The 24,939-nt window shown below is 68.0% G+C and carries 22 protein-coding genes and 1 pseudogene; 13 read left to right on the forward strand and 10 right to left on the reverse strand.

Annotated elements, in window-relative coordinates; genetic code table 11:
- Positions 1 to 219 precede the first annotated feature (219 nt).
- From ACW7GZ_RS13185 to ACW7GZ_RS13225, 9 genes are all read left to right on the forward strand, one after another.
- Complete coding sequence (locus ACW7GZ_RS13185) at positions 220 to 912, forward strand: hypothetical protein (protein WP_457009644.1); 693 nt, start codon at positions 220 to 222, stop codon at positions 910 to 912.
- Between the two features lie 57 nt (positions 913 to 969).
- A complete protein-coding gene (locus ACW7GZ_RS13190; protein WP_457004771.1) occupies positions 970 to 1,296 on the forward strand; it encodes a hypothetical protein in 327 nt (108 codons plus the stop codon).
- Between the two features lie 76 nt (positions 1,297 to 1,372).
- Positions 1,373 to 1,819: a hypothetical protein gene (locus ACW7GZ_RS13195; RefSeq protein WP_457005738.1), complete on the forward strand. Its 447-nt coding sequence runs from the start codon at positions 1,373 to 1,375 to the stop codon at positions 1,817 to 1,819.
- Between the two features lie 163 nt (positions 1,820 to 1,982).
- Positions 1,983 to 2,279, forward strand: coding sequence for a type II toxin-antitoxin system RelE/ParE family toxin (locus ACW7GZ_RS13200; RefSeq protein WP_457009646.1), 297 nt, complete (start codon positions 1,983 to 1,985; stop codon positions 2,277 to 2,279).
- A 2-nt stretch (positions 2,280 to 2,281) separates the two neighbouring features.
- Entirely contained in the window at positions 2,282 to 2,578 is a 297-nt protein-coding gene (locus tag ACW7GZ_RS13205; RefSeq protein WP_457004776.1) for an addiction module antidote protein, read from the forward strand.
- 149 nt (positions 2,579 to 2,727) lie between these two features.
- Positions 2,728 to 2,988, forward strand: a complete 261-nt coding sequence (locus ACW7GZ_RS13210) for a DUF6429 family protein (RefSeq protein ID WP_457004778.1) — start codon at positions 2,728 to 2,730, stop codon at positions 2,986 to 2,988.
- Between the two features lie 1,054 nt (positions 2,989 to 4,042).
- Positions 4,043 to 4,597: a DUF6933 domain-containing protein gene (locus ACW7GZ_RS13215; protein WP_457009648.1), complete on the forward strand. Its 555-nt coding sequence runs from the start codon at positions 4,043 to 4,045 to the stop codon at positions 4,595 to 4,597.
- A gap of 202 nt (positions 4,598 to 4,799) precedes the next feature.
- Positions 4,800 to 5,306, forward strand: a complete 507-nt coding sequence (locus tag ACW7GZ_RS13220) for a hypothetical protein (RefSeq protein WP_457009650.1) — start codon at positions 4,800 to 4,802, stop codon at positions 5,304 to 5,306.
- Entirely contained in the window at positions 5,288 to 5,863 is a 576-nt protein-coding gene (locus ACW7GZ_RS13225) for a hypothetical protein (protein WP_457004788.1), read from the forward strand. Before ACW7GZ_RS13220 ends, ACW7GZ_RS13225 begins: the two co-directional genes overlap by 19 nt.
- Positions 5,864 to 5,914: 51 nt before the next feature.
- Here the strand turns inward: ACW7GZ_RS13225 and ACW7GZ_RS13230 are convergent, their stop codons facing one another.
- From ACW7GZ_RS13230 to ACW7GZ_RS13240, 3 genes are read right to left on the reverse strand one after another with little or no spacing between them, the layout of a single operon-like run.
- Complete coding sequence (locus ACW7GZ_RS13230) at positions 5,915 to 7,636, reverse strand: M28 family metallopeptidase (RefSeq protein ID WP_457009652.1); 1,722 nt, start codon at positions 7,634 to 7,636, stop codon at positions 5,915 to 5,917.
- A 31-nt stretch (positions 7,637 to 7,667) separates the two neighbouring features.
- Positions 7,668 to 8,813: a serine hydrolase domain-containing protein gene (locus tag ACW7GZ_RS13235; RefSeq protein WP_457009824.1), complete on the reverse strand. Its 1,146-nt coding sequence runs from the start codon at positions 8,811 to 8,813 to the stop codon at positions 7,668 to 7,670.
- A gap of 15 nt (positions 8,814 to 8,828) precedes the next feature.
- Positions 8,829 to 9,623, reverse strand: a complete 795-nt coding sequence (locus tag ACW7GZ_RS13240; RefSeq protein ID WP_457004792.1) for a rhomboid family intramembrane serine protease — start codon at positions 9,621 to 9,623, stop codon at positions 8,829 to 8,831.
- Between the two features lie 146 nt (positions 9,624 to 9,769).
- Here ACW7GZ_RS13240 and ACW7GZ_RS13245 point away from each other — a divergent pair, with 146 nt between their 5' ends.
- Positions 9,770 to 10,936, forward strand: a complete 1,167-nt coding sequence (locus ACW7GZ_RS13245) for a class I SAM-dependent rRNA methyltransferase (RefSeq protein ID WP_457009654.1) — start codon at positions 9,770 to 9,772, stop codon at positions 10,934 to 10,936.
- Between the two features lie 66 nt (positions 10,937 to 11,002).
- Here the strand turns inward: ACW7GZ_RS13245 and ACW7GZ_RS13250 are convergent, their stop codons facing one another.
- Entirely contained in the window at positions 11,003 to 11,356 is a 354-nt protein-coding gene (locus ACW7GZ_RS13250) for a DUF488 domain-containing protein (protein ID WP_457009656.1), read from the reverse strand.
- Between the two features lie 102 nt (positions 11,357 to 11,458).
- Here ACW7GZ_RS13250 and rmuC point away from each other — a divergent pair, with 102 nt between their 5' ends.
- Positions 11,459 to 12,781 carry a DNA recombination protein RmuC gene (rmuC, locus tag ACW7GZ_RS13255; protein WP_457005093.1) on the forward strand — a complete coding sequence of 441 codons (1,323 nt, stop codon included), beginning with the start codon at positions 11,459 to 11,461 and terminating at the stop codon, positions 12,779 to 12,781.
- Between the two features lie 65 nt (positions 12,782 to 12,846).
- Here the strand turns inward: rmuC and ACW7GZ_RS13260 are convergent, their stop codons facing one another.
- The 6 genes and pseudogenes from ACW7GZ_RS13260 to ACW7GZ_RS13285 all read right to left on the reverse strand — a co-directional run.
- Positions 12,847 to 13,989, reverse strand: coding sequence for an MlaA family lipoprotein (locus ACW7GZ_RS13260; RefSeq protein ID WP_457004798.1), 1,143 nt, complete (start codon positions 13,987 to 13,989; stop codon positions 12,847 to 12,849).
- Positions 13,990 to 14,006: 17 nt separating this feature from the next.
- Complete coding sequence (locus ACW7GZ_RS13265) at positions 14,007 to 14,306, reverse strand: STAS domain-containing protein (RefSeq protein WP_457004800.1); 300 nt, start codon at positions 14,304 to 14,306, stop codon at positions 14,007 to 14,009.
- Positions 14,290 to 14,958 carry an MlaC/ttg2D family ABC transporter substrate-binding protein gene (locus ACW7GZ_RS13270; protein ID WP_457004801.1) on the reverse strand — a complete coding sequence of 223 codons (669 nt, stop codon included), beginning with the start codon at positions 14,956 to 14,958 and terminating at the stop codon, positions 14,290 to 14,292. The genes ACW7GZ_RS13265 and ACW7GZ_RS13270 overlap by 17 nt, the downstream gene beginning before the upstream one ends.
- Positions 14,955 to 15,497, reverse strand: coding sequence for an outer membrane lipid asymmetry maintenance protein MlaD (gene mlaD, locus ACW7GZ_RS13275; RefSeq protein ID WP_457004803.1), 543 nt, complete (start codon positions 15,495 to 15,497; stop codon positions 14,955 to 14,957). The genes ACW7GZ_RS13270 and mlaD overlap by 4 nt, the downstream gene beginning before the upstream one ends.
- Positions 15,498 to 15,633: 136 nt before the next feature.
- Positions 15,634 to 16,383, reverse strand: coding sequence for an MlaE family lipid ABC transporter permease subunit (locus tag ACW7GZ_RS13280; RefSeq protein ID WP_457009658.1), 750 nt, complete (start codon positions 16,381 to 16,383; stop codon positions 15,634 to 15,636).
- A gap of 77 nt (positions 16,384 to 16,460) precedes the next feature.
- Positions 16,461 to 17,291: pseudogene (locus tag ACW7GZ_RS13285) on the reverse strand (ABC transporter ATP-binding protein); the annotation flags it as partial.
- Between the two features lie 449 nt (positions 17,292 to 17,740).
- Between ACW7GZ_RS13285 and recC the strand changes: the two are divergent.
- Positions 17,741 to 21,172, forward strand: coding sequence for an exodeoxyribonuclease V subunit gamma (gene recC / locus ACW7GZ_RS13290; RefSeq protein WP_457009826.1), 3,432 nt, complete (start codon positions 17,741 to 17,743; stop codon positions 21,170 to 21,172).
- A complete protein-coding gene (locus ACW7GZ_RS13295; RefSeq protein ID WP_457009660.1) occupies positions 21,169 to 24,858 on the forward strand; it encodes a UvrD-helicase domain-containing protein in 3,690 nt (1,229 codons plus the stop codon). The genes recC and ACW7GZ_RS13295 overlap by 4 nt, the downstream gene beginning before the upstream one ends.
- The last annotated feature ends 81 nt before the right edge of the window (positions 24,859 to 24,939 follow it).

Consider the following 24,939-nt stretch of genomic DNA (forward strand, 5'->3'; position numbering starts at 1 on the left):
CCTGCTGAATTACGGTGGTCTGACACCGAGGCGTTATCGGGCGCGCACGTCGGGCTCTCGGCACCTACGGTAGGGGAAACTCAAGACATAAGGTGTTAGCTGCTCAAACATATGCGCACTTTCCTAATCTTATTGCTCTTGTTCCTTCTCGCCGGAACGGCGTGTAGCCCTAGAGCACCTGATAAGGAAGCGGAGAGGGTGCTCTTTGTAGGCAACAGCTTGACCTACGTAGGAAATTTGCCTGCCGTCTATTCTGCACTCGCAACTGCGAACGGCCATCCAACTGAAAGCGACATGATCGTCCGCGGTGGAGCGACGCTTACTCAACGCGTGTCTGACGGTTCAGTAGAAAAGGCTCTGTCGCAACGGGCCTATGCCGTGCTGGTGCTTCAAGAGCGAGGAGGCGACTTTACGTGCTCGTTCGGTCCGGACTCATGTGTGGAGTCCCGCTCAGCGTTGGAAGAGCTAGTGAGCTTGGCGGAAAAAAAGGGGCTGAAGGTTGTTCTGCTTGGCACCTATCAACCTCATCCTAATTCATCAAAGAAAATTGTAGAAAAGGAGTCGGCGGCTGCGAATGAAGCCGGGATCGCCTACGCCGAGGTTTCTGAGAGGCTGCAGAGGCTGCGCGAGGCTGAGCCGGATCTCGGCTGGTTCGCTGAGGATGGGATGCACCCCGGAAGGGAGCTCGCGCTACTGAATGCAATGCTGATATATCAGGCATTACATGGCACCTGGCCAGCTGCCCAGCCACTGCAAGTTAAGAGTCCAATTTACGGGACCACAAGCGGGCTGGATGAGCGGCTGAGGCGAGCTGGAGATCCGGCTCCGCTGCCGGAGACACCCAGCGAGGTGACCTACTCATCTGATACGTTAAAGCGGTTGCTTCGCGTGATCAGTAGCGCAGGCAGCTAACAATTCATTCAAGCCGATGCTGCTTCGCGGCACGGCTTAATTCAGGCGTTAGGCCTCATGTTCAAGAAAATCGCACTCATAGTCATTGTGCTACTACTGGCATTGGCCCAGAGCTACTTCATTTACGCCGTTCAACACGGTGCTGGGGGCGCCTTCACTAGTGCGTGGAGTAGCTTCAATCTCACTCAATCAGGCTACTCGCAGCTTGTATTTCTTACCATCAAGTGGTGGTGGGCCTTGCCCGTGTTTTGCCTGGTTCTGGTCGGCATTGCCGTCTGGAGGCCCAAGATACGGCACGTCACTCTTGCGCTCACCTTCAGCTTTATTGGCACCATAGCTTTGTACTGGTCTGCATATGCCCCCTCTTTGCTCATCCGCGTATGAGGCCTAACAATTCATTCAAGCCGAACGCCACAAGTCGCGTCGGCTTAACTTAGGTGTTAGGCCGCTGAGGAACTACATGGCCAGTCCAACCAACAAGCTTCTGGTAGTCGGCGCCGCCCTTAGCGGGATCGCGGCGCTGATGCATCTGGCGTGCCTTGCAGTAGGCGCTCCGCTGTTTCGGCTGTTGGGCGCTGGAGAGCAAATGGCACAGCTGCACTTGGCCGGCCACTGGTATCCCACCGTCGTTACCCTGGTCATTGCTGCCGTCCTTGCTGGGTGGAGTGCTTACGCTCTCTCCGGTGCCGGTGTAATTCGCCAGCTGCCGTTGCGGCGTGCCATTCTCTCCGCAATCACGACCATCTACATTGTTCGGGGCGTCGCATTCGTGCCGGTCATGGCGCACTTCCCCGGAAACAGCATGACGTTCTGGGTTGTGAGTTCTTACATCTGCCTACTGATCGGCCTCGTCCATCTTGTGGGCCTTCGGCAGTCTTGGGGCAGGCTTTCTGGCGGTGCGGCCTAACAATGCGTTCAAGCCGAAGCCGCTTCGTTCCGCAAAGCACATGGCAGATACAGCTTGCCATGTGCTTTGCTCCACTACGCGTCTCGGCTTAACTTAGGCGTTAGGCCTGACACCGAGCATCTTCGCAGCTTGACAGTACGTATCCGAAGGGATACGGTGCGCCATGAGCATATTCCTTCGCACGTCGGAGTTCGACGCGTGGCTGAAAGGGCTACGGGATCCGATAGCAACAGCTCGCATCGCGGCGCGCATCCGCTCCGCAGAAGGGGGCAATTTCGGTGACTGCGCCCCGGTTGGAGACGGCATCTCCGAGATGCGGATTCACGTTGGTCCTGGATACCGTTTGTACTACTGCCGGCGCGGCGATGTTACCTATCTGCTCCTCTGCGCAGGGGACAAATCGTCCCAGCCGAAGGACATCCTGAAAGCCAAGACTCTCCTCAAGAGTCTGGAGAACTGACCATGAAGAACATCGCCGCTTTTGATGCCGCCGACTATCTCGACAGCGACATTGTCATTGCTGAGTACCTAAATGCCGCGTTGGAAGATGAGAATCCCAACGTGTTTCTTCAGGCAATCGCTGACGTTGCAAAGGCTCGAGGTATGAGCAAGCTGGCCAAGGACACTGGGCTTGGTCGTGAGAGCCTGTACAAGGCTTTGGCTCCGGGCGCAAAGCCACGGTACGACACCGTACTCAAGCTGATTCGCGCGCTTGGTGTCGAGCTGCATACAACGCCGGCTCATGCAAGTCAGGCCTAAAAATGCGTTCAAGCCGAAGCCGCTTCGTTCCGCAAAGTACATGGCAGGTACAGCTTGCCACGTGCTTCGCTCCACTACGCGTCTCGGCTTAACTTATGCGTTAGGCCGGAGGCGTTGCGCGCCCTTCGAAGCAGGCTTAGTCTTCAAACATGGCTTACGATCAGTCCCGAATTGATGAGGCGATCTTGGCGCTTCTTGCAGCCCACCTCTTCGACACGAACAGTTCCTGGAAGGGTTATGACTTCAGCGTCATGGACCGCCTCCACGAGGCTGGCTACCTGTTCAATCCGGTGGGCAAGCAGAAGTCGGTGCAGCTCACGGAAGAAGGAATGGAGCGCGGGCTAGAGCTTGCCAAGAAGCTCTTCGGAACCGCTGAAGGTCAGAGCACTGGTCAGCACCCCGGTGCCTAACAATGCGTTCAAGCCGACGCCGCTTCGCGACGCGGCTTAATTCAGGCGTTAGCGCTCATGAGACAGTTCGCGATCCTTATATTGCTCTTCACAGCATCAGGCGTCGTACTTTCAGCTGAACGCTGTTCGGTCACAGAGCGGGAATTGATGGGCGCTTGGAGTAGGAGCAGCGATTCAGGCTTCTTCGAGGATTTTCTACTGGAGTCGGACGCTAGCGGACGCACCTTCAGTTCATGGCTTCACCAAAGACCAGAACTCTCTGGAGCCACATGGGGCCTAGAGGGCTGCCGGTTAGTCGTCACTCCTCAACGCGGCGAGTTGGCCCCATTTCGGCTGAAAGTCCTTGCGCTCCAACGAGGCAAGTTGCGGTTATATGATGAGTCAGATCACGTGGGGTCCATCTATGTACGTATCCCGGATGAGCCCTAACAATTCGTTCAAGCCGAAACCGCTTCGTTACACCAAAGGCATGGCGGGTCCAGCCAGATCCAGGCTGGCCTTACACACATCGATTCCTGCTGCCGTCATCCCGATTCTCCGCTACAGTCGAGTGGTCGAGAGCATCGCGCCCGAGGCCCACGCTTATCGGTTCGAGGGCAACCTCGAGCAACTGTTCGGGCGCAGGGCGCGAGATCCGGGTGCGGCTCCTGCTAAGTTACGGTGGTGCTACACCGAGGCGTTATCGGGCGCGCACGCCGGGCTCTCGGCTCTTAGGCTAGGGGAAACTCAAGACATAAGGTGTTAGGCCCCACACCACACTTTCATTGGAAGCTCTACCCAAATGAAACTCAAGAGTTGCTTTACTGTGGTCGCTGTACTGATAGCTGGATGTTCTGTACTTCAAAACGGCGGGCCAACGGAGGGCCACGAGACTCATGGTGCTGGGCAAGGACATGAGAATTGTGAGCTGGCCAGAGAGCGATCCAACCAAATGGCTATCGACCTCTGGTGCAAGTAGATCGCTATTCGATCCGGCGGGCCCTCACAATTCATTCAATCCGAACCCGCTTCGCAGGTCGGCTTAATTCAGGCGTTAGGCCGTATATGACACGTCATGGCTGATCTAATCGTTACGCGCGCCATAGCTGCGAGAGCTCGTATCAAACGAGATCACTTGGGCGAAGCTCAGGCGACCGACGTGCCGCTTGGCAATTGGTACGTTACGTTCCTGCCAATGGCAGAGCGGAACGCCTTTGTGTATATGAGTAGTCGCACTCAGCTGAGCTTCCTCATGCTGGAGGGAGAGCGCCTCACGGCCGAGAAGCTGTTCATAAGCTTAGTTCGGGGCATTTCCCTAGTGCTTGAGCTCGCTGGTTATCCGGAGCATGTGCGGGAGCGAGTGATGAACGGGTATCGCTCTGTTGCATTTGCGAGAGCGTCTGATCTTTCCAAGCTCGGCGTACTGACCAACTGCGCACTCGATTATGAGGGCTTCATTGTGCAGGATGGCGGCTTGAACCGCTGCAGTCTTGACCAGCTGGTAATTGACATGAACTCCCGCCCGGCCAAGAAGCTAGGGTTCAGTACGCCGCTTGAAGAGACCGCCAAGGCGCTTGGCGTGCGGCCTAGCAAATCATTCAAGCCGATGCCGCTTCGCGGCACGATTTAATTCTGGTGTTAGGCGCGCTCGAGGCCATGGAGGCTTACTTGAAGAACTCTTGTTTCAGAACAATTGCCACGGCTGCTCTGATAGTCGTTCTTGTTGCAGGCTGTAAGACGCGCTCTACGGTTGGAATGCAAATGGTTCTTGGACCGGCCAACCTTTTGTAGACACCCGCAGGCCATAATTCATGGCAACAGCAGGGGCGTTTATGAGCAGCAAGCAGTACACGGATGAGTTCCGGGCAGAGGCGGTGAAGCAGGTTTTGGAGCGCGGCTTAACTCAGGTGTCAGGTTTCATGAAGAAAATCCGGCCATTTGTAGCAGTAGCACTTGTTCCGGGAGTCGTCTTGTTCCTGGCATTCGTGGGGTATACGGCGGGCGATGTCTACATGCGTGGCAATTGTGACCAACAGAAATTCGGGTGCCTTGGAAACATCCAGTTCGCTGCGTTCGCTGCTGGGGTCATGCTGATCTGTTCGTTTTCAGGTCATCTGCTCGTTTGTTCAATCTTGCGCAAGGCGGTGCGCGAGCTGCGGGGGCGGCGCCTCGTTTGGGTGGTGGCAACGCTAAGTCTTGGCCAAGGCGCGCTGATCGCTTCGGTCGATCGCTTCCCCGGCGGATCGGTCCCAGGCATGATGGCGGCTTGGGCGGCTATCTCCGCGTTCATGGCGCTCATTGCTCTTTCCGCAGCCCGTACATGGCCGCCTGCCGATTGATCCAGGCCGGCACCCGTTTCGCGGCGCAGCCGGCCCGGGTGACTGTCTGGCCGATGCCTGACAATGCGTCCAACCGGTCCAAAATGGGAAATTTCATGCACTTCGCAAAATCAGCTTCAATAGCCGCGCTTCTGCTGGCGAGCAACCTGGCGATTGCCGGTGAGTATTCCGAGCGTCTGTCAGGGTGTCTTGTGGCGTCCGTCACTGCCGAGGACAAGACCGCTCTTGTCCGCTGGATATTCGGCGCGGTCGCCAGTCATCCAGAGGTGGTGGATATCTCGGGATTGACGCCTGAGTCCTGGGATGAAATATCCAGAAGCAGCGCATCGGTATTCGAGAAGTTGATTGCCGACAAGTGCGCGAGTGAATCCCGCGACGCAATTCTCAATGAGGGAATGGCCGGGTACAAGAGTGCGTTCGAGACCCTTGGAGCAACGGCGGTAGGCGGGCTGATGACCGATCCTGCCGTTACAAAGGCAATGGCGGACCTGGACAGTCATCTGAGCGAAGAGAAACTGATGAAGGCGCTGATGACCGGGATACCACAGGGCGAGTGACGTGGTCCGCCCTGGGGCCGGGTGAGTTCCGTCGGGGTGAGCAGGAAGGCCCTATTGACCGGCGCGCTCGCCGGTCTTTTGCGCCGGGGTCCCGTGGGCAGCGTCGCGATGGCCGAAGAAATCGCCTTCGTTCCATGACGGTCGCTCATCGGCGGCCGCGATATGCCAGGCGGTGCGTGCCGACACGCGCGCCAGGCGGGCGGCGTCGTCGTAGTGGATCGGCAGGTCGGCCTGGTCGCAGGGGCGGTGGTAGCAGTTGCGCATGAACCAGGTGGCGGAGACCTTGGGATCGCGCTCGGGGTCGGCGGCTTCGATGCCGGCGTCGAGATAGACGGCGGGAATGCCTTCGCGCACGAAGGAGAACTGGTCGCTGCGCACGAACACGGCTTCTTCGGGGAAGGGGTCGGGTGAGACCTTCACGCCGATCTCGCGGGCGGCAAGGTCGACCACGGCCTTGAGCGACGAGTGCTCGACGCCGATCGGCACCACGTCGCGGCTGGGCGCGGTGAGCACGGGCATGTCGATGTTGATGTTGGCGACCAATGCATCGCGCGGGACGGTCGGGCGGCTGGCGAACCACTGCGAACCGAGCAGGCCCTGCTCTTCGGCGGTAACGGCGACGAACAGCTGCGAGCGGCGCGGTCGTGTGTCGCCGGCGGCGAGTTCGCGGGCGGCCTCGGTCATGATCGCGACGCCGAGTGCGTTGTCGATGGCGCCGTTGTAGATGGTGTCGCCGTCGACTTCGATGCCAAGGCCGACATGGTCGAGGTGGGCGGTATGCACCACGTATTCGTCGGCGAGGACGGGGTCGCTGCCGCGAAGCATGCCGACGACGTTGCGCGAGTCCAGGCGTTCGACCCGGGTTTGTACGGCGAGCGACAGCCGTACGGGGAGGTCGAAGCCTCCTGGCGTGCCGGTTCGGGCAGCGTTGGCGAGCTGGGCAGCGCTGCGCTCGCCGCCGGCGAACAGGGCGTCGGCGGCGGCGGCGCTGACGCGCGTCACCACGTCGAGGCCGGGCCAGGTGTCGATACCGTGGCCGTCGGCGTCGCGCAGGCGCATGGAGGGCCGCTCCCAGCCAGCGGCGCCGCGGGTCCAGGGCGATCGCACTTCGTCGGCGGCGGTGCCGACCAGGACCACGCCCACGGCGCCACGTTCGGCCACGCTGCGCAGCTTCTCGTGGAGGGAGCTGTTGAATGCGCGGCGGGTGTTGTCGAAGCGCTCCGGCGCGCCGCCGAAGACCACCGCGATCTTGCCGCGCAGGTCGAGCCCGGCGAAGTCGTCGTGGCCAAGCTCCGGCGCGTGGATGGCCTGGCCGACGAACACCGCCGGGGCCTCGACCGCGGCATCGGGGCGGTTGAAGTTCGCCATCGGCAGGAATTCGTCCTGGAAGGCCAGCGAGCGCGACTGGCCATCAAGATGGACTACCAGTCGTGCGCCCTGGGAGGCGATGGTGGCGCGCAGCAGCGGCACGCGCTGGAACCAGCCGCCGTCTTCGCCGCCGGGGACAAGGCCGGCTTCCGCGAAGCGCGCGGCGACGTATTCCGCGGCAAGGTCGTGGCCCGGGGTGCCGGTCTCGCGGCCCTGCATGTGGTCGTCGGCAAGGGCGCGGACGTCGGCTTCGATGCGGTTGGCGGCGGGATCCCGCGAACGTTCGGCGGACGTTGTTGGCGCCGCGCCGGCATCAGGCGCCGGGTCGCGGTTGCAGGCCGGCAGCGCCAGCAGCAGGGTGAGGACGAGGGCGGCCGGCATCATGCGGCGGGCGTCGAAGGACATGGCGTGGCCTGTTGTTGCCGGGGGCGCAAGCCTAGCGCGTGGTGGCGGACCCGCGCAGCCAGGCGTCGCCGATCGCGCGGGCGGCGGCGTAGGGTTCGGGGCCGTTGCGGTTGGTCAGCATGAGCACGGTCAGGCGCTGCGCCGGCCAGCGCAGGATGACGTTGCGGGAGCCGATGGTCTCGCCGGAATGCCACATCAGGTCGCCGTCCAGGCGCCAGCCGTAGCCGTAGGCGGCGACGTTTTCCTCATCGGTGGGCGTGGTGGTCTGCGCGGAGAACGCCAGCGCGCGCGAGGTGTCGGACAGCAGGCGGTCGTCGTACAGGGCGGCGTCCCACTTGGCCAGGTCGTCGATGGAGGAATAGATGCCGCCGTCGCCGAGCACGGCGCTGGTGGTGGACTGGTCGGTGCGGGCCCAGCCGTCGCCGCTGGCGCTGTGGCCGTAGGCGCGGTTGGCGGGTGCGTTGACGCCGTTGACGAAGGCCAGGCTGCTATCCATGCCCAGCGGCGTGAAGATGCGCTCGCGGAGGAAATCGGGGTAGGACAGGCCGGAGGCCTTTTCGACCACGAGGGCGAGCAGGGCGTAGGCGCTGTTGCTGTAGCGGTAGGCAGTGCCCGCAGGGAAGTAGGGCGGGGCGGGGGTGACTGCAGCTGCGACCCGGGCTGCGCAGGGCGCGCCGGTGGCCAGCAGGCACGGCACGTCGGCATCGCGGACCTGGCCTTCGAAATCGGCGGCCATGATGTCTTCGTAGTCGTGCAGGCCGGAGGTGTGGCTGAGCAGGTGGTGCAGGGTCACGCCGTCGGCATTGGCGGGAAGCTCCGGCAGCCAGCGGCGCACGGGGTCGTCCAGGCGCAGGCGGCCGTCTTCGGCCAGCAGCAGCACGGCGGCGGCGGTGAACTGCTTGCTCAGCGAGGCCAGGCGGAAGTTGGTGGCGGGGGTGACCGGGGCGCCGGCGGCGAGGTCGCTCAGGCCGACGCCGCGGCGGACCACGGGCTCGCCGTCGCGTAGCACCAGCAGGGCGGCGCCGGGGACGTCGCCGGTGTAGGGCCGCAGCCGGGCGTCGACTTCGGCCATGGTCGTGTTCTCCGTGGCGTCGTTCGCGGCGGTGGCGGCCGTGGCGGTGGCGGTGCCGGTGGCGAAGGGCAGGATCGCCAGCAGGAAAAGAGTCGTGGGGCGGATGTCCATGCCCGGAGTCTATCGTCGATCGCGCGGCGGGAACTGCAGGATGGTGCCCTGCTCCGCTTCGGGCGACTCGGGACGATTCCACAGGACCGGTACGTCTTCGGGGGTGTCGGGCTCGAACTGTCCACGCTCGGCGGCGGCGCGTTCGGCGTCGGCGGCGGCCTGTTCTTCCTCAAGCTCCCAGCTGTAGCGCTTGCGCGGTGCGGCGGGATCGAGGCGACGGAACAGCCAGGCCGCGACGATGCCGCCGATGGCGCCGCCCAGGTGCGACTGCCAGGACACGCCGGGCTCGCGCGGGAGCACGGTCAACAGCATGCCGCCGTAGAACATGAAGCCGATCATGGTGGCGGCGATGGCGGCGCGGTCGCGGCGCAGCACGGCCAGCGTCATCACCAGGAACATCAGGCCGTGGGTCACGCCGCTGGCGCCCAGGTGGTACGAACCCGGCGCGCCCAGCAGCCAGGCGCCGAGGCCGGAGCCGAGCCACATCAGCGGCAGGCCGCGCAGGGTGGCGCGCGGGTAGACCCAGCCGGCCAGGGTGCCGAGGAACAGCACCGCGACGCCGTTGGCGACCAGGTGTTCCAGCGAGCCGTGCAGCAGGGGGGCGGTCAGCAGCCCGAACAGGCCGGCGGCGCTGCCGGGGGCGACTGCGAACGCGCGCGCACTGAAGCCGGCCTGGGCGGCGTAGACGATGGCCAGCACGGCGACGAAGAGTGCCGATGCTCCGGCGGCGCGGCGGAAGCGGCGCCAGTCGGCGACGCGCTGGGCAGCGGAATCGGGCGGATGGTCGTCGTGGGGCAGGTGCATGATCCGAAGCATGGCGGCGGATGGCGGCAACGCAAGGGCTGCGGGGAGCGTGGAGAGTGGAGACCCTTGTCCGCACATCGCCCGGCGGCGGTCCGGCAGCGGCGCGCCGGGGCGTCGCCATCGGAGCGACCCGGTAGAATCGCGCCATGAACGAAGCCCTCCCCGTAGTCCGCCTGCGCAACGCCTGGCGCTCAAGCCACCCGTGGATTTTCCAGAAGCTGGTGGAGAAGCCGACCCCGCGGCCCAAGCCCGGCACCATCGTCGACGTGGTCGGCATCGACGGCGAGTGGATCGGCCGCGGTTTCTACAATGGCCATTCGCGGATCGCGGTGCGGATCCTTGAAGCCAACCCGGACGTGGCAGTGGATGCGGGCTGGTTCTCGCGCAAGATCGCCGATGCGGTGGCGCTGCGCCGCGAGGTGCTGCGCCTGGACGAGGTGAGCGACGCCTGGCGCGTGGTGCACAGCGAGGGTGATGGGCTGAGCGGCCTGGTGGTGGATCGCTACGCCGACCTGCTGGTGCTGGAGTATTTCTCGGCCGGGATGTTCCGCCATCGCGAGTGGATCATGGCGGCGCTGCGCGAACAGTTCCCGGGCTGCCGCTTCCACGCGTTTGCGGACGAGCACGTGCAGAAGCAGGAAAGCTTCGACTTCCACGGCACGCCGGGCACGGAGCCCGCGATCATCAGCGAGCACGGCATCCGCTTCCGCGCCGATCCGGCGGGGGCGCACAAGACCGGCTTCTTCGCCGACCAGCGCGAGAACCGCGAGTGGCTGAGCCGGCAGGTCGCCGGCAAGCGCGTGCTCGACCTGTGCTGCAACACCGGTGGCTTCGCGGTGTATTCGGCCGTGCGCGGCGCCAGCGAAGTGACGGGCGTGGACATCGACGCCGACGTGATCGAACTCGCCAAGGGCAACGCGAAGTTGAACGGCGTGCGCCCGCGCTTCGTGCAGGCCGACATCTTCCCGTGGCTGCGCGACGCGTCCAACGCCGGCGAGCAGTACGACGTGGTGATCCTGGATCCGGCGAAGATGACCCGCGACCGCGAGCAGGTGATCCCGGCGCTGAAGAAGTATCTGGACATGAACAAGCTGGCGCTGTCGGTGGTCAAGCCCGGCGGGCTGCTGGCGACGTTCTCGTGCACGGGGCTGGTGGCCGAGGACCAGTTCCTGGACATGCTGCGGCGGGCGGCGTTCTTCTCCAACCGCACGGTGCAGGTGCTGAAGGTGTCCGGCGCCGGGCCGGACCATCCGTTCATGGCGAACGCGCAGGAGTCGCGATATCTGAAGGCGGTGTTCTGCCGGGTGCTGTAGGGCGCGACCACCCGGAAGCGCGTCCTGCAGGAGCAGCCATAGCTGCGGTCGCAGCTGTAGCTGCTCCTACGGGGATTTGCCGAGGTGTTCGGCGAGGGCGACGGCGTTGTTGTGGGCTTCGTCCTTCGCGGCGTAAAGCAGGGTGGCGTTCTTCCCGTGGCCAAGGGCCTTGCGCAATTCGGCCAGTCCGTCGGGGTTGTCGTCGAGCTCGGCGAAGTAGCGGCGCTTGAACCCGGTCCATTTCGCCGGGTCGTGGTCGAACCAGTCGCGCAGCGCGTCGCTCGGGGCGACCGATTTCACCCAGGGCACGCCGTCGAGATCGGCCTTCGATTTACCGCGCGGCCACAGGCGGTCGATGAGCACGCGGTGGCCTTCGTGGCTGCTGGAGTCGGCGTAGACGCGGCGGACGTGGATCTGCATGCGGCCTCCGTCGCAGGGGATGCGACCTGGCCCGGCTACACTGCTCCGATGGATGTTCAGACCTTGTTGATGCTGGTATTGGCGGCGGTGGCGGTGGCCATCGTGTTGCTTGTGGTGCTGTTGCTGCGGCGCCCGGAAGCGGCGCTGGTGGCGCTGCGCCAGGAGCTGGAAGAGGTGCTGCGGGCTGAGCAGCGCGACGGGCGCGGGGAGCTGCGGCTGCAGCTCGACAGCCTGGGCATGGCGCAGGGCCAGCGCATCGATGGCTTTGGCGCCCGGCTGACCGAGTTCAGCGCCCGCACCGACCAGCGCCTGGACGTGCTGCGCGAGGCGCTGGGCGAGGACGCGCGCAAGGCGCGCAGCGAGGGCGCGGAGGCGCAGCAGCGCTTCGCCGACCAGCTTGGCCAGCGGGTGACCGAGCTCACCCAGCGCAACGAGCAGCGCATCGGCGAGATGCGCGCCACGCTGGAGTCGCAGCTGAAGTCGTTGCAGGCCGACAACGCGCAGAAGCTCGAGCAGATGCGCGAGACCGTCGATGAAAAGCTGCAGACCACGCTCGAGGCGCGCCTGGGCGCGTCGTTCAAGCTGGTGTCCGAGCGCTTGGAACAGGTGCAGCGCGGCCTGGGCGAGATGCAGGAGCTGGCCGCCGGCGTCGGCGACCTCAAGCGCGTGCTGGGCAACGTCAAGACCCGCGGCATCTTCGGCGAGGTGCAGCTGGCGGGGTTGCTGGAGCAGGTGCTGACCATCGAGCAGTACGAAACCAACTGCGCCACCGTGCCCGGCAGCGGCGAGCGCGTGGAGTTCGCGATCCGCCTGCCCGGCTCGCAGCCGGGCCAGCCGGTGCTGCTGCCGATCGACGCCAAGTTCCCGCGCGATGACTACGAGCGCCTGCTCGACGCGCAGGACCGTGCCGATGCCGATGCCGCCAAGCAGGCCGCGACCGCGCTGGAGCGCCAGGTGCGCCTGGAGGCCAAGCGCATCCGCGACAAGTATCTGGCGCCGCCGCACACCACCGACTTCGCGCTGCTGTTCCTGCCCACCGAGGGCCTGTACGCCGAAGTGCTGCGCCGCCCTGGGCTGTTCGAAGCGCTGCAGCGCGACTTCCGCGTGACCATGGTTGGACCGACCACGCTGCTGGCGCTGCTCAACAGCCTGCAGATGGGCTTCCGCACGCTGGCCATCGAGCAGCGTTCAAGCGAGGTCTGGCAGGTGCTGGGCGCGGTGAAGAGCGAGTTCGGCAAGTTCGCCACGGTGCTGGAGCGCGCGCACGGGCAGCTGGACACGGTGCAGAACAGCATCAAGCAGGCCGGCGTGCGCACGCGCGCGATCGAGCGCCAGCTCAAGGGCGTGGAGTCGCTGCCGGGGGCGGCGGCACAGGAGTTGTTGGGGGAGGAGATTGGCGCGAACGGGGACGATCCGGTGGCGTGAATCGCCGCTATAGCGGCTCCTACAAAAGCCGGGCCGGTCAACAGCCGGGCGAGTCAAAAGCCGGGTCAGTTCGGGGACGAGCCGGGAATGATGGGCATCACGTCCACGGGGACGGTGGGGTTGGCTTCGTCGTCGAGCAGGTAGTCGGGGAGGTCGTCCTGGCCCTCGCGGATGCGGTCGCCGTGGATCTGGTAGTTGCGGCGCTGCATCCAGGCGTCGCGCACCAGGGCGTACTCGTCCTCCGCGCCTTCGCGCAGGCGGTCGACGGCGAACAGCTGGGTGCGCAGGTCGACCAGCTGCAGGCCCTGCAGGCCGATGCGCACGGCGTCGTCGTCGACCTGGCGCAGCGGCGAGACCTGGCCATCGCCCACCAGGCCGAAGACGTCGCGCACGGTGCGCGGGCCGAACAGCGGCAGCTCCACGAAGCGCGAAGACTCCCAGCCCCAGACGCCCAGGGTCTGGCCGAAGTCCTCGCTGCGGTTGGGGATGTTCATGCGCGAAGCGGGGTCGAACAGGCCGGCGACGCCGAGGGTGGCGTTGACCAGGAAGCGGCCCAGCGACTGCCCGGCTTGCTTGGGCTTGCCCTGCAGCAGCGCGTTGAGAGCGCTGACCGGCTGGCCGAGGTTGTTGAAGAAGTTGCCGACGCCCAGGCGCACCGGACGCGGCGCCACCTTCATGTAGGCGCGCGCCAGCGGCTCGGCGACGGTGCGATCGATCGCCATGTTGAAGCCGTGCACGCGGCGGTTCCAGCCTTCCCAGGGGTCGTAGCTCGCGCCCGGAAGCTGCGCGGGCGTGGGCAGGGTCGGGTCGGCGATCGGATCGTAGACCTGGGTGCCGTACAGGGCGGCGTAGTCGAGTTCGGCCTGGGTGGGTGCGTTCGGAGTGGGGCCGTCGGCTTCGAAGCCGTCCCGGGCCGCGTTGACCGCGCCGGAATCGACATCGGAATTGGCACCCGGGGATGCGGCGGCGGCGTCGCGCGCGGCACCGTGGACGGCCGGCAGCCCGTCGCCTGCGGCCGGATCGGGCACGATTGCGGATTCCACCGGCGCTGCCGGTTCGACACCCGCCGCCGGCGAACCAGCGGCCCCGACGGCCTCGATTGGCGCGTCGGCGCGCGACGCCGTCCCGGCGCAGGCGGCCAGCATCGAGACGGCGAGTGCGAGCGCGATGGCGCGCAGTCGGTGATTGGATTGGCTGTCCGTGCGCATATGTGCTCGTCCTTTATTCAGGAGGCGAAGCCGAGCGACGCGTCCAGCCGATAGGCTGCGCGCAGGTCGGCCAGGCCGGGCGGCGCGCCGGACACGTCGATGGCGCCGCCGTGTCCGGTGGCATGGCCCAGCGCGGACAGCAGGGCCAGCCCGGCGCTGTCGAGCCGGGTGACCGCTGTGATGTCCAGGCTGCGCGCGCCCGCGACCTGCGCGGCCGCGGCGCGCCACAGGGCGGGCACGGCTTCGCGCACGACGGCGCCGCTGACGCGCAGCGCGTCGCCATCGCGTCGCACGCTGGCCTCAGTTGCTGCCGGCATCGGCCTGCACCCGGCCGGCGCTCAGGTCGGCCGCCACCGCGCGGATCGACTTGCGCGACAGCGGGGTGTCGAACTGCTGGCGGAAGGTCTGCACGAAGGACACGCCTTCGACCATCACGTCGAATACGCGCCAGCCGTCGGCCGTCTGGCGCATCAGGTAGTCGACTGGAATCGGCTCGCCGCCGGAGCGCAACATCTCGCTGGAGACCTTCACGCCCAGGCCGCGCGGCAGCGGCGTTTCCGACTTCAGCCGCACCCGGAGCTGGGTGTTGAAGTCGAGCAGCGAACTGCCGTAGCGGCGCATCAGGCTTTCGGCCAGCGCGTCGGCGAACACCTTGACGTCGGCGTCGCTGGCGCCGCGGCCGTGGCGGCCCAGCACCTGGCGCGCGGAGTAGTCGCGGTCGAACATCTGGTCGAATTCGCTGGTGATGAAGGCCTGCAGCTTGCCGCGGTCGGCGGTGAACTCGGCGCGGCGCGACTCAAGCGTCGACAGCACGCGCTGGCTGTTGTCGAGCACCAGCTTGCTGGGCGATTCGCCCTGGGTGGCGGCGGCTGCGGGCTTGGCGGCCGGGGCCTGGGCCAGCGCGGAAAACGGCGCCGTGGCGAGGATGGCCGAGGCCAGCACGAGGGGAAGCAGGGGGCGGACGGTCATGGGGTGGTCTCCGTGGGGGACGGGGTGTCGTCGGCGGCGGGTGCCGCGCCGGTGTCGCCACCGGCAGCGCCATCATTGCCACCGCCGCTGAACATGTACTTGCCGACCATCTGCATCAGGTCGACGGCGGGCTGGGTGTAGACCAGTTCTTCGCCGGGCAGGAACACTTCCATGTCGCCGCCGGGCTGCAGGCCAACGTAGCTCTCGCCAAGCAGGCCGCCTGTGAGGATCTGCGCCGAGGTGTCGATCGGGATCTCGTTGAAGCGGTTGTCGATCGCCAGGGTCACGATGGTGTCGAACTTCACCGGATCAAGGTCGATCGCCGAGACGCTGCCGATCGTCACGCCGCCGACCTTGACCGGCGCGTTGGGGCGCAGCTGGCCGAGATTGGTGAAGCGCGCGGTCAGCTCGTAGGTATCGCGTGCGAAGCCGAACTTGCCGTTGGTCGATGCGACCGCCAGCACCAGCACGGAGGCGAGCGCCAGCAGCAGGAAGGCGCCGACGGCGAACTCGAGTCTTGGGCCACGGGATGTGTTCATTGGGACACCTTTAAGAGCTTTTTTTGCCACGGATTTACGCGGATGAACGCGGATTAAAAACAGAATCTCTGCATGGGCTTTTGCCTTATCCGCGTTCATCCGCGTAAATCCGTGGCAAATATGCTTTTCACGCGGCTCATCGGAACAGCAGCGCGGAGAGGACGAAGTTGAACATCAGGACCAGCAAGGAGGCGTTGACGACGGCGCGGGTGGTGGCGACCGAGGTGCCTTCGATGGTCGGTTCGGCGTGGAAGCCGACGTAGGCCGCGACCAGGGCCGCGGTGCCGCCGAAGACGGCCGACTTCATGAACGCGACCAGGAAGTCGGAGCGGAAATCGACCACGTCGCGCATGGTCTGCCAGAAGGTGCCGTTGTCGACGCCGAGGATCTGCACGGCTTCGAACCAGCTCGCGGTCAAGGCCAGGCTGACGAAGAACGCGGTCAGCAGCGGCACGCAGATCACCGCCGCCCAGAAGCGCGGGGCGACGGCTTTGGCGATCGGGTCGATGGCCATCAGGCCCAGGGCCTGGATCTGGTCGGTGGCGCGCATCAACGCCAGTTCCGCCGCGATCGACGAGCCCGCGCGGCCGATGAACAGGAGCGCGGTCAGCACCGGCGCGAGCTCGCGGTACAGGCCCAGGCCGATCAGCGCGCTGACCTGGTTGGAGGCGCCGTAGGTTTCCAGCGCGCGGTAGCCGAGCAGCGTCAGCGACAGGCCGACGAAGGCGCCGCCGACGGCGATGATCGGCAGCGAGCGCGCGCCGATCTTGTAGATCTCGCGGACGAGTTCGGTGAAGAAGTCGCGGGTGGGCTTCGATGCCGCGATCACCGACAGCGAGAACAGGCCGGCGCGGCCCAGCGAGCGGGTGCTGGAGATGATGGGCATCAGCGGGCCTCGGCGTCGGGACGGGGCGTGGCGGGTGTCGCCGGCGAGGCCGACCCGGCGTGCGGGGCGGCCGGGTACGCGGCCACGCTATCCCTGCGTGCGGATGCCTGGTCCGACGTGGTCGAAGCGGGGTCGAAGGCGATCGGGCCGTCGGGCTCGCCGCGCAGGAACTGGCGCAGCAGGGGATCGTCGCTGGCCTCGAGTTCGGCCGGCGTGCCGGTGAAGACGATGCCGCGGTTGGCGGTCACCAGCACCTGGTCGGCGATCGGCAGGGTCTCGCGCACGTGGTGGCTGACGATGATGCTGGTCAGGCCGAGCGTGGCGTTGAGGCGCGCGATCAGGCTCATGATCACGCCCGAGGCGATCGGGTCGAGCCCGGTCAGCGGCTCGTCGTAGAGCATCAGCGGCGGGTCCAGCGCGATCGCCCGGGCCAGCGCCACGCGGCGCGCCATGCCGCCGGAAAGCTCGCGCGGATAGAGATTGGCGGCGGTGCGCAGGCCCACGGCGTGCAGCTTCATCAGTACCAGCTGCTCGATGACCGGTGGCGGCAGCTTGGTATGCGCGCGCAGCGGCAACGCGACGTTCTCGCCGGCGGTGAGGTCGGTCAGCAGGCCGTTGCCCTGCAGCAGCACGCCGATGCCCTTGCGCAGCTCGAGCAGTTCGCGCTGGCGGCGGGGCACCGGCTGGCCGAACACTTCCACGGCGCCTGCGGCCGGCACCAGTTCGCCGGTGAGTGCGGCGAGCAGGGTGGACTTGCCGCTGCCCGAGGGCCCGAGGATCGCAGTGATGCTGCCGCGCGGGACCACCAGGTCGATGCCGTCGAGGATCGTGCGCGCACCGCGGTCCAGGCGCACGCCGGAGAGGCGGACGGCGGGGACGGGCGATGGCGTGGGCGATGCTGGAGGCATGGGCTCGGGGCGGGGGACCGGGGACGGGTAAAACCCGTGAAGCTTCGCGTGCTGTGGCTGAACAGGGGCAGCACCGGGGCGGTCGGACATTATCGCCGATGCGGTCCGGGGGCGCGCGTGGACTCGGGCGCCCTCCGAGGCTCGCTCGCTTTTGTAGGAGCCTGCGACCAGGCTCCGGCATCATGGCCGCCTGGAGCAGGGGAGCTGGAATGGGCGAGCAGAGCCTGGTGGCACACCTGCGCAAGGAGTTCCGCCTCGCCTGGGACGGCGTGCACGGCGCGGCGCACTGGGCGCGCGTGCGCTTCCACGGCGGATCGAACGGGCGTGGCGGTGGTCGACACGTGGGAGCAGGTATTGAGCCGGTACGCGCGGTAGGGTTCCGCGCGCTGCGCTGCGGTGCCGTCAGGATCTCGCGCGATGCGACGCCATTGCGGCAGGATGGTCGGCCAATGACCGACACGCCCGACTTCCGCCTCTATCACTCCAATGCGCTGGATGTGCTGGCGGGGCTGCTGGCGGCCGAGCTGCGCACGCCGGCGCCCGGGCAGGGCCTGCTCGAGCCCGACGTCATCCTGATCCCGCAGCCGGCCATGCGCCGCTGGCTGCAGGCGACGCTCGCCCAGGCGCACGGCGTCGCCGCGAACCTGGAGTTCCTGACCCCGGGCGAGTTCGTGCAGCGCGCGCTGGATGCCAACGTGCCGGGGCGCGGCGACGATCTTGATGCGGCCGCGCTGCGCTGGCGCATCCACGCTGCGCTGGCGGATCCGGCGCTGCTGCGTGAGCGCGCGCTGCAGCCGATGCGCGCCTACCTTGAAGCGTCGCCCGATCCGCTGAAGGCCTGGTCGCTGGCCGGCGAGCTCGCGCAGGCCTTCGAGAAGTACAAGGCCTGGCGCCGCGAATGGCTGCTGGCCTGGGAGGCAGGCGAGGCGCCGCGCGATCCGCAGGCCGCGCTGTGGCGGCGGGTGGCGGGCGGCACGGACCACCGCGCGCGGCGCATCGATGCCTATCTGCGCGGCTTTGCCGACGTCGATGCGCCGCCGCCGTCCGGACTGCCCAAGCGCCTGTTCGCCTTCGCCATCCTCAACGTCTCGCCCGACGTGCTGCGCGTGATCGCGACCGTGGCGCGCACCGGCACGCTGCATCTCTATGTGCCATCGCCGAGCCGCGATTACTGGGGCGACCTGCAGCGCGTGCGCGGCGGCGACCCGGATGCGGCCGCCGGCGAGAACCCGCTGCTGCGCGCCTGGGGCGCGGCCGGGCGCGACTTCATGGCGGTGCTGGGCAACTACGAAGTGGTGCATCCGGACGTCGAATTCCGCGGCGATGCCGATCCCGGCGAAGGCGGCGGCGCGCTGCAGGGCAGCCTGCTGCGGCAGCTGCAGTCGGACCTGTTCCACCGCCGCCCGTCGCCGCCGTTGGTGCCGACCGCGGACGATGCCCGCGCCCGGTTGCCGGCGCTGCGCCACGACGATCCCAGCCTGCAGGTGCACGCCTGCCACACCCGCCTGCGCGAGCTGCAGGTGCTGCACGACCAGCTGCGCGCGCTGTTTGAGGATCCACGCTTCGACCCGCCGCTGGAGCCGCGCGAGGTCGCGGTGCTGGCGCCGGACATCGATCCCTACCTGCCGTATCTGGATGCGGTGTTCGGCGGCCGCGGCCGCGCCGATTCCATTCCCTATGCCGTTGCCGACGCCAGCCCGCTGGCCGGCGAGCCGCTGGCCGAGGTGTTCCTGCGCCTGCTGGCGCTGCCGGTAGCGCGCTTCGGCCTGGTCGAAACGCTCGACCTGCTGGCCAGCCCGCCGCTGGCCGAAGCCGCCGCGCTCGATGCCGTCGCGTTCGCCCGCCTGCACGCCTGGCTGCACGCCGCCGGCGCGCGCTGGGGCCTGGACGCCGCACACCGCGCGCGCCTGGATGCGCCGGCCGACGACGCCTACACATGGGCCTTCGCGCTCGACCGCCTGCTGCTCGGGCACGCCACCGGCAGCGATGCCCCGATCATGAGCCCCGATGGCCAGGTGATCGCGCCGATGCCGGAGCTGGAAGGCAGCGCGCTGGACGCCCTCGACACCATGGTGCGGCTGCTGCGCGTGCTCGCGCGCCATGCCCGCGTGCTCGATGAAACGCTGACCCCCGACGGCTGGCGTGAGCGCCTTCTGGGCCTGCTCGATGCGCTGCTGCCGCAGCCGCCGTCCTCGCCCGCGACGCGGCGCGCGCTGGACCGCCTGCGCAGCCTGGTCGACGACTTCGCCGCCGATGCGCGCCACGCCGGCGTCGACACCCCCGTGCAGGCCGAGGTGGTGCGCGCGCACTTCAGCGCCGCGCTGTCCGAAGCCGACACCCGCGCGCCGCTGCTCACCGGCGGCGTCAGCATCGGCCGCATGGTGCCGATGCGCCTGCTGCCCTTCCGGGTGATCTGCCTGCTGGGCATGGACGACGGCGCCTTCCCGCGCCGCGATCCCGCCGGCGGCCTGGACCGGCTCACCGCGGACCTCGCCAGCGGCCAGCGCCGCCAGGGCGATCGCTCAACGCGCGATGACGACCGCTTCCTGTTCCTGCAGCTGTTCGCCGCCGCGCAGGACGTGTTCTACGTGAGCTACCAGGGGGCGGACCCGCGCGATGGCAGCGCGCGCGAGCCATCGGTGCTGGTGGCGGATCTGCTGGCGGCCGCGGATGCGCAGCACGCGCCGGAGGCGAAGGCGGGTGAGGCGCTGGTGCTGCGGCATCCGCTGCAGCCGTTCTCACCCGCCGCGTTTGGCAGCGATGAAGAGCCGCGGCGGTTCTCGTACCACGCGCAGTGGTGGCCGGCGGCGGCGCAGCCTTCGCAGAAGCGGGTAGCGCTGCCGGCGTGGTTTGGCGATCAGGCGCTGGCGGCGCCGGGTGCGGGCGACGACAGCGAGGACAGCAGCACGCTGGCGCTCGACCAACTGCGCCGCTTCCTGCAGGCGCCGGCCGAGGTCTTCCTGAAGCAGCGCCTCGGCCTGCGGCTGGCCGAGGTTGAACAGGTCGATGAGGACGTGGAGCCGCTGCTGGCGCCGGGCCGTGGCTTCACACGCCAGCTGCTGCAGAAGGCCGTGTTCGACGCCGTGCTGCGCGGCGATGACGATGCCACCACGCATGCGCTGCTGCGCGCACGCGGGCTGCTGCCGTCCGGACCGTTGGGCCGCCGCACCCTGGAAGGTGTGCGCGGCCAGGTGGATGCGTATGCGGCGGCGTTCGGGGAGTGGCGCGGCGCCGCACAGCCCGATGCCCCGCGGCTCGAGGTCGCGATCGATGGCGTGACGCTGCAGGGCGGCGGTGTCGCTGCCGGCAGCCTGACCCTGCACGGCCGCATCGCCGATGCGTATCCGCAGGGCCTGGCGCGGGTGCGCTTCGACCCGCCCGCCGGACAGTCCGCGATCCGCAATGGCCTCGACTGGCTGCTGGCCAGCGCGGCGGGGCAATCCATGCCGCTGATCGAATTCCACGACGGCGGCGAATCCGGCGTCGGTCCGCACGTCCGTGCGCCGCTGGACCCCGAACAGGCACGCGACGTACTGCGCATGCTGATCAACCTGCGCAACAAGGGCCTGCGCCGGCCGCTGCCGTTCGCGCCCTACAGCGGCTGGGAGCTGTTCCGCGCCGACCGCCTCGAACGCGGCCTGGATCTCGCCGCCAAGCGCTGGCACGGCAGCGACCGCAGCTGGGGCGAAGGCACTGGCGAGGCGCTGCGGCTCGCCCTGCGCGGCCGCGATCCGTTCACCGACGAGGCCACCCAGGTCGCGTTCGTGGACCTGGCGATGGCGATCTATTCCGCGGTGGTGACAGGCAACGTCTACGGCGGCACCGACGTCGGCGCGCTGCGCGACATCGCCGCCGCGCTCGACCTGGAGGACGCGGAATGAGCGCGGCGCGCGATCCCTACCTCGACCTCGCGCTCGACGGTGTCCACGCCATCGAGGCCTCCGCCGGCACCGGCAAGACCTTCACCCTGGCCACGCTGGTGGTGCGCCTGGTGGTGGAGCGCGGCCTGCGCGTGGGCCAGGTGCTGGCCGTCACCTTCACCGAAGCCGCCACGCAGGAGCTGCGCAGCCGCATCCGCGCGCGCCTGCTGCTGGCCGAGCAGTTGGTCGGCGCCACGCTGGCGGCGGATGCCTCGCCCGAAGCAAAGCTGACCCACGCCGTGCTCGAAGCGCATCTGGCGCACGGCAGCGAATCCGCCGACGCCCTGCGCCGCCGCCTGCACGCCGCCGCCAACGACATCGACCTTGCGGCCATCTTCACCATCCACGGCTTCTGCGCCCGCGTGCTGCGCGACCACGCGCTGGAAGTCGGCCAGGCCTTCGATGCGCCGGAGCTGCTCACCAGCGATACCGCCCTGTACGAGGCCATCGCCGCCGACCTCTGGCGCTCGCACGGCAGCGCCGCCGACGCCGCCGACGACCTGCTGGCGCTGTGGCCGGGCGGCCCGCAGGCGCTGGCCGCCGATCTCGCCCCGCTGGTGCGCGAACCCGTGCTGCGCCCGGCTTTGGCCGAACTGCCCGATGATCCGGCGCCGCGGCTGCACGCCAGCGGCGAAGCTCTGGCCACTGCATTCCGCGCGCACGGCGATGATTTCCGCGCGTCGCTGGTCGACGCCGTGGAAGGCAAGATCCTGCACGGCGGCAGCTACAAGACCGCCTGGATCGCCGAGCTGTTCGATGCCCTGCAGCAGTGGTGCAGCGCCGACCAGCGCGGCACGGCGTTCGAACACTCCAAGCTCCCGCAGCTGACGCGCGACACCCTGCTGCTGCGCACCAGCAAGGCCGGTGCCGGCCGCACCCCGGATTCGCCGATCTGCGATGCCGTGCCGGATTACCTTGAAGCGCTCACCGCGATGGCCGAGTGGAAGGACGCCCGCCGCGTCGAACTGCTGCACCGCCTGCGTGACGACGCCCGCCAGCGCGTGGCCCGCGCCAAGCAGCAACAGCGCGTGCAGACCTATGACGACCTGATCGACCGCGTCGCCGACGCCATCGACGGCCCGCAGGCCGCGGAGCTCGTCGAACGCCTGCGTGCGCAGTACGCCGTGGCGCTCGTCGACGAGTTCCAGGACACCGATGCCCGCCAGTGGCGCATTTTCGACCGCGTGTTCGGCGCCGCCAGCGCCGCGCTGCACGGCCAGGCACCGGCGCTGTACGTCATCGGCGATCCCAAGCAGGCGATCTACGGCTTCCGCGGCGGCGACGTCGAGACCTACCTCGCTGCGCGCGCGACCGCCGAGGATGCGCCGCCGCTGTCGCAGAACTTCCGCTCGCGGCCTTCGGTGCTGCGTGCGGTGTCGGCGCTGTACGCGCAGGCGCAGGCGGCCGCCGATGGCGACACACAGACCGATCAAGCCAAGCGCATCCCGCCGCCCTTCATCGATAGTCGCATCGGCTTCCGCGAGGTCGCGCCCGGCGGCGTGCGCAGCGACGACGATTTCCTGCGCCACGGCGCGCCGGCGCCGGCGCTCACCGTGTGGCAGGCGCCGCTGCCGCAGGACACGGACAGCAAGGGCAAGCTCAAACCCTTCAACGCCGGCCCTTCGCGCGAACTCGCCACCCGCGCCTGCGTCGCTGCCATCCACCGCGTGCTGACCGACGCGCGCGAAGGCCACGCCAGCATCGAAGGCCGCCCCGTGCAACCCGGCGACATCGCCGTGCTGGTGCGCTCGCACAACGAGGCCACGCGTATCCGCCACGCGTTGGCGATGGCCGGCATCCCCGCGGTGGCCGCCGGCAAGCAGAGCCTGTTCGCCACGCCCGAAGCGCGCGACCTGCACGCGCTGCTGCTCGCCCTGCTGCACGGCGCCGACGACGGCCGCCTGCGCATGGCGCTGTCCACGGTGCTGGTCGGCCTGGACGCCACCGCGATCGCCGCGCTCGACGAAGATGGCGAAGCGCTGCGCACCTGGCAGCTCACCGCACTCGCCTGGCGCGACCGCCTGCAGCGCGGCGGCCCGCTCGCGCTCATCAACGAGCTTTGCGCCGAACACGCCGGCCGCCTGCTCGGCCTGCTCGACGGCGAGCGCCGGCTCACCAACTACCTGCAGCTGGCCGAACTGCTGCAGGACGCGCAGGCGCGTGCGCTCGGCCTGCACGGCCTGGTCGACTGGCTGGCGAATGCCATAGCCGATGCCAATGCCAACGACGAGAGCCAGCTGCTGCGGCTGGAGTCCGACGCCAGGCGCGTGCAGGTGGTCACCCTGCACAAGAGCAAGGGCCTGGAATACCCGCTGGTGTTCATGCCGTTCGCGGCCATCGGCTCGCCCACGCGCAGCCCCGGGCAGCGCGCCGTGGTGAACGGCGAAGGCGGCCGCGCGCTGCACTGGAAGCTGCTGCCGTCGCGCTCCGGCTGGGAAACGGCGAAGGACGCCTGGACCCTCGCGCAGCGCGCCGAGGACGCACGCCTGCTTTACGTCGGCCTCACCCGCGCGCGTCACGCGCTGTGGCTGGCCAGCGGACTCTTCAGCAACCACGACAAGTCGCCGCTGCTGCACATGGTGGCCAAGCCCGACGCGCTGGCCGCGGCGCTCGGCACCGCGGTGGCCATCGACGACAGCACGCCGCCGGCCACGCTGCCGTGGCTCGCGCCGCAATCCACCGACGCCGTGCCGCCCGCGCGCATCGCCTCGCGCGCGCTGGCCAGCGACTGGTGGGTCTACAGCTTCACCCAGCTCGCCAACGCCGAAGGCCAGGGCGATGCCTCCGCCAGCGCCACCCAGCCCGCCCCCGGCGGCCAGGACGAGCCCGCGGCAGATGCCGATGCCGAGCTTGCGTCGGGCGCCGACCCGGCCGCCGACAGCGACGTCTTCGACCCGCGCTTCGCCGGCACCCGCTTCGGCGTGGTGCTGCACGACGTGCTGGAACACACCGACTTCGCGCGCTGGTCCGCGTGGACGCCCGGCGCGCCCGCGCCCGGCAGCGACGACGCCAAGCTGATCGCCGACCGCCTGCGCGCCGGCGGCTACCCGGCTGAAGACCTCGACGACGGCATCGGCGTGCTCACCCCGCTCATCGGCCACACGCTCACCGTGGCCCTGCCCGAAGGCGTGCGCCTGGCCGACGTGCCCGCGGACCGGCGCCGCCCGGAGATCGAGTTCCAGTTCGCGCTCGCGCCCACCCGCGTCGACGCGCTGCTCGCGCTGCTGCACCGCCACGGCCTGCTCGCCGCGCGCCAGGGCTTCGGCGCGCGGCGCCGGCTGGAAGGCCTGATGACCGGCCTGATCGACCTCACCTACGTGCACGACGGCCGCTGGTACGTGCTCGACTACAAGTCCAACCGCCTGCCCGGCTACGGCCCCGCGCAGCTGATTGATGCGATGGCGCACAGCGAGTACGACCTGCAGGCGCTGATCTACACGCTGGCCCTGCACCGCTGGCTGCGCTTCCGGCTGGGTGACAAGTACGACTACGCCCGCGACTTCGGCGGCGTGCGCTACGTGTTTTGTCGTGGCCTGGATGCCTCTCGCACTGATGCGCAGGGCGTGCAGGCGTGGCGGTTCACGCCGGAGCTGGTCGACGAACTCGACGCCCTGTTTGCTGGCCAGGCCACGGAGGCTGCGGCATGAGTACGCTCCCGCTCTTTCCGGAGGGCCAGGCCGCCGACGCGACAGCCAGCGCCCCTGATGGACGCGATGCGCCGCCGCCGG

This window comes from Luteimonas sp. A537, from assembly GCF_054052065.1.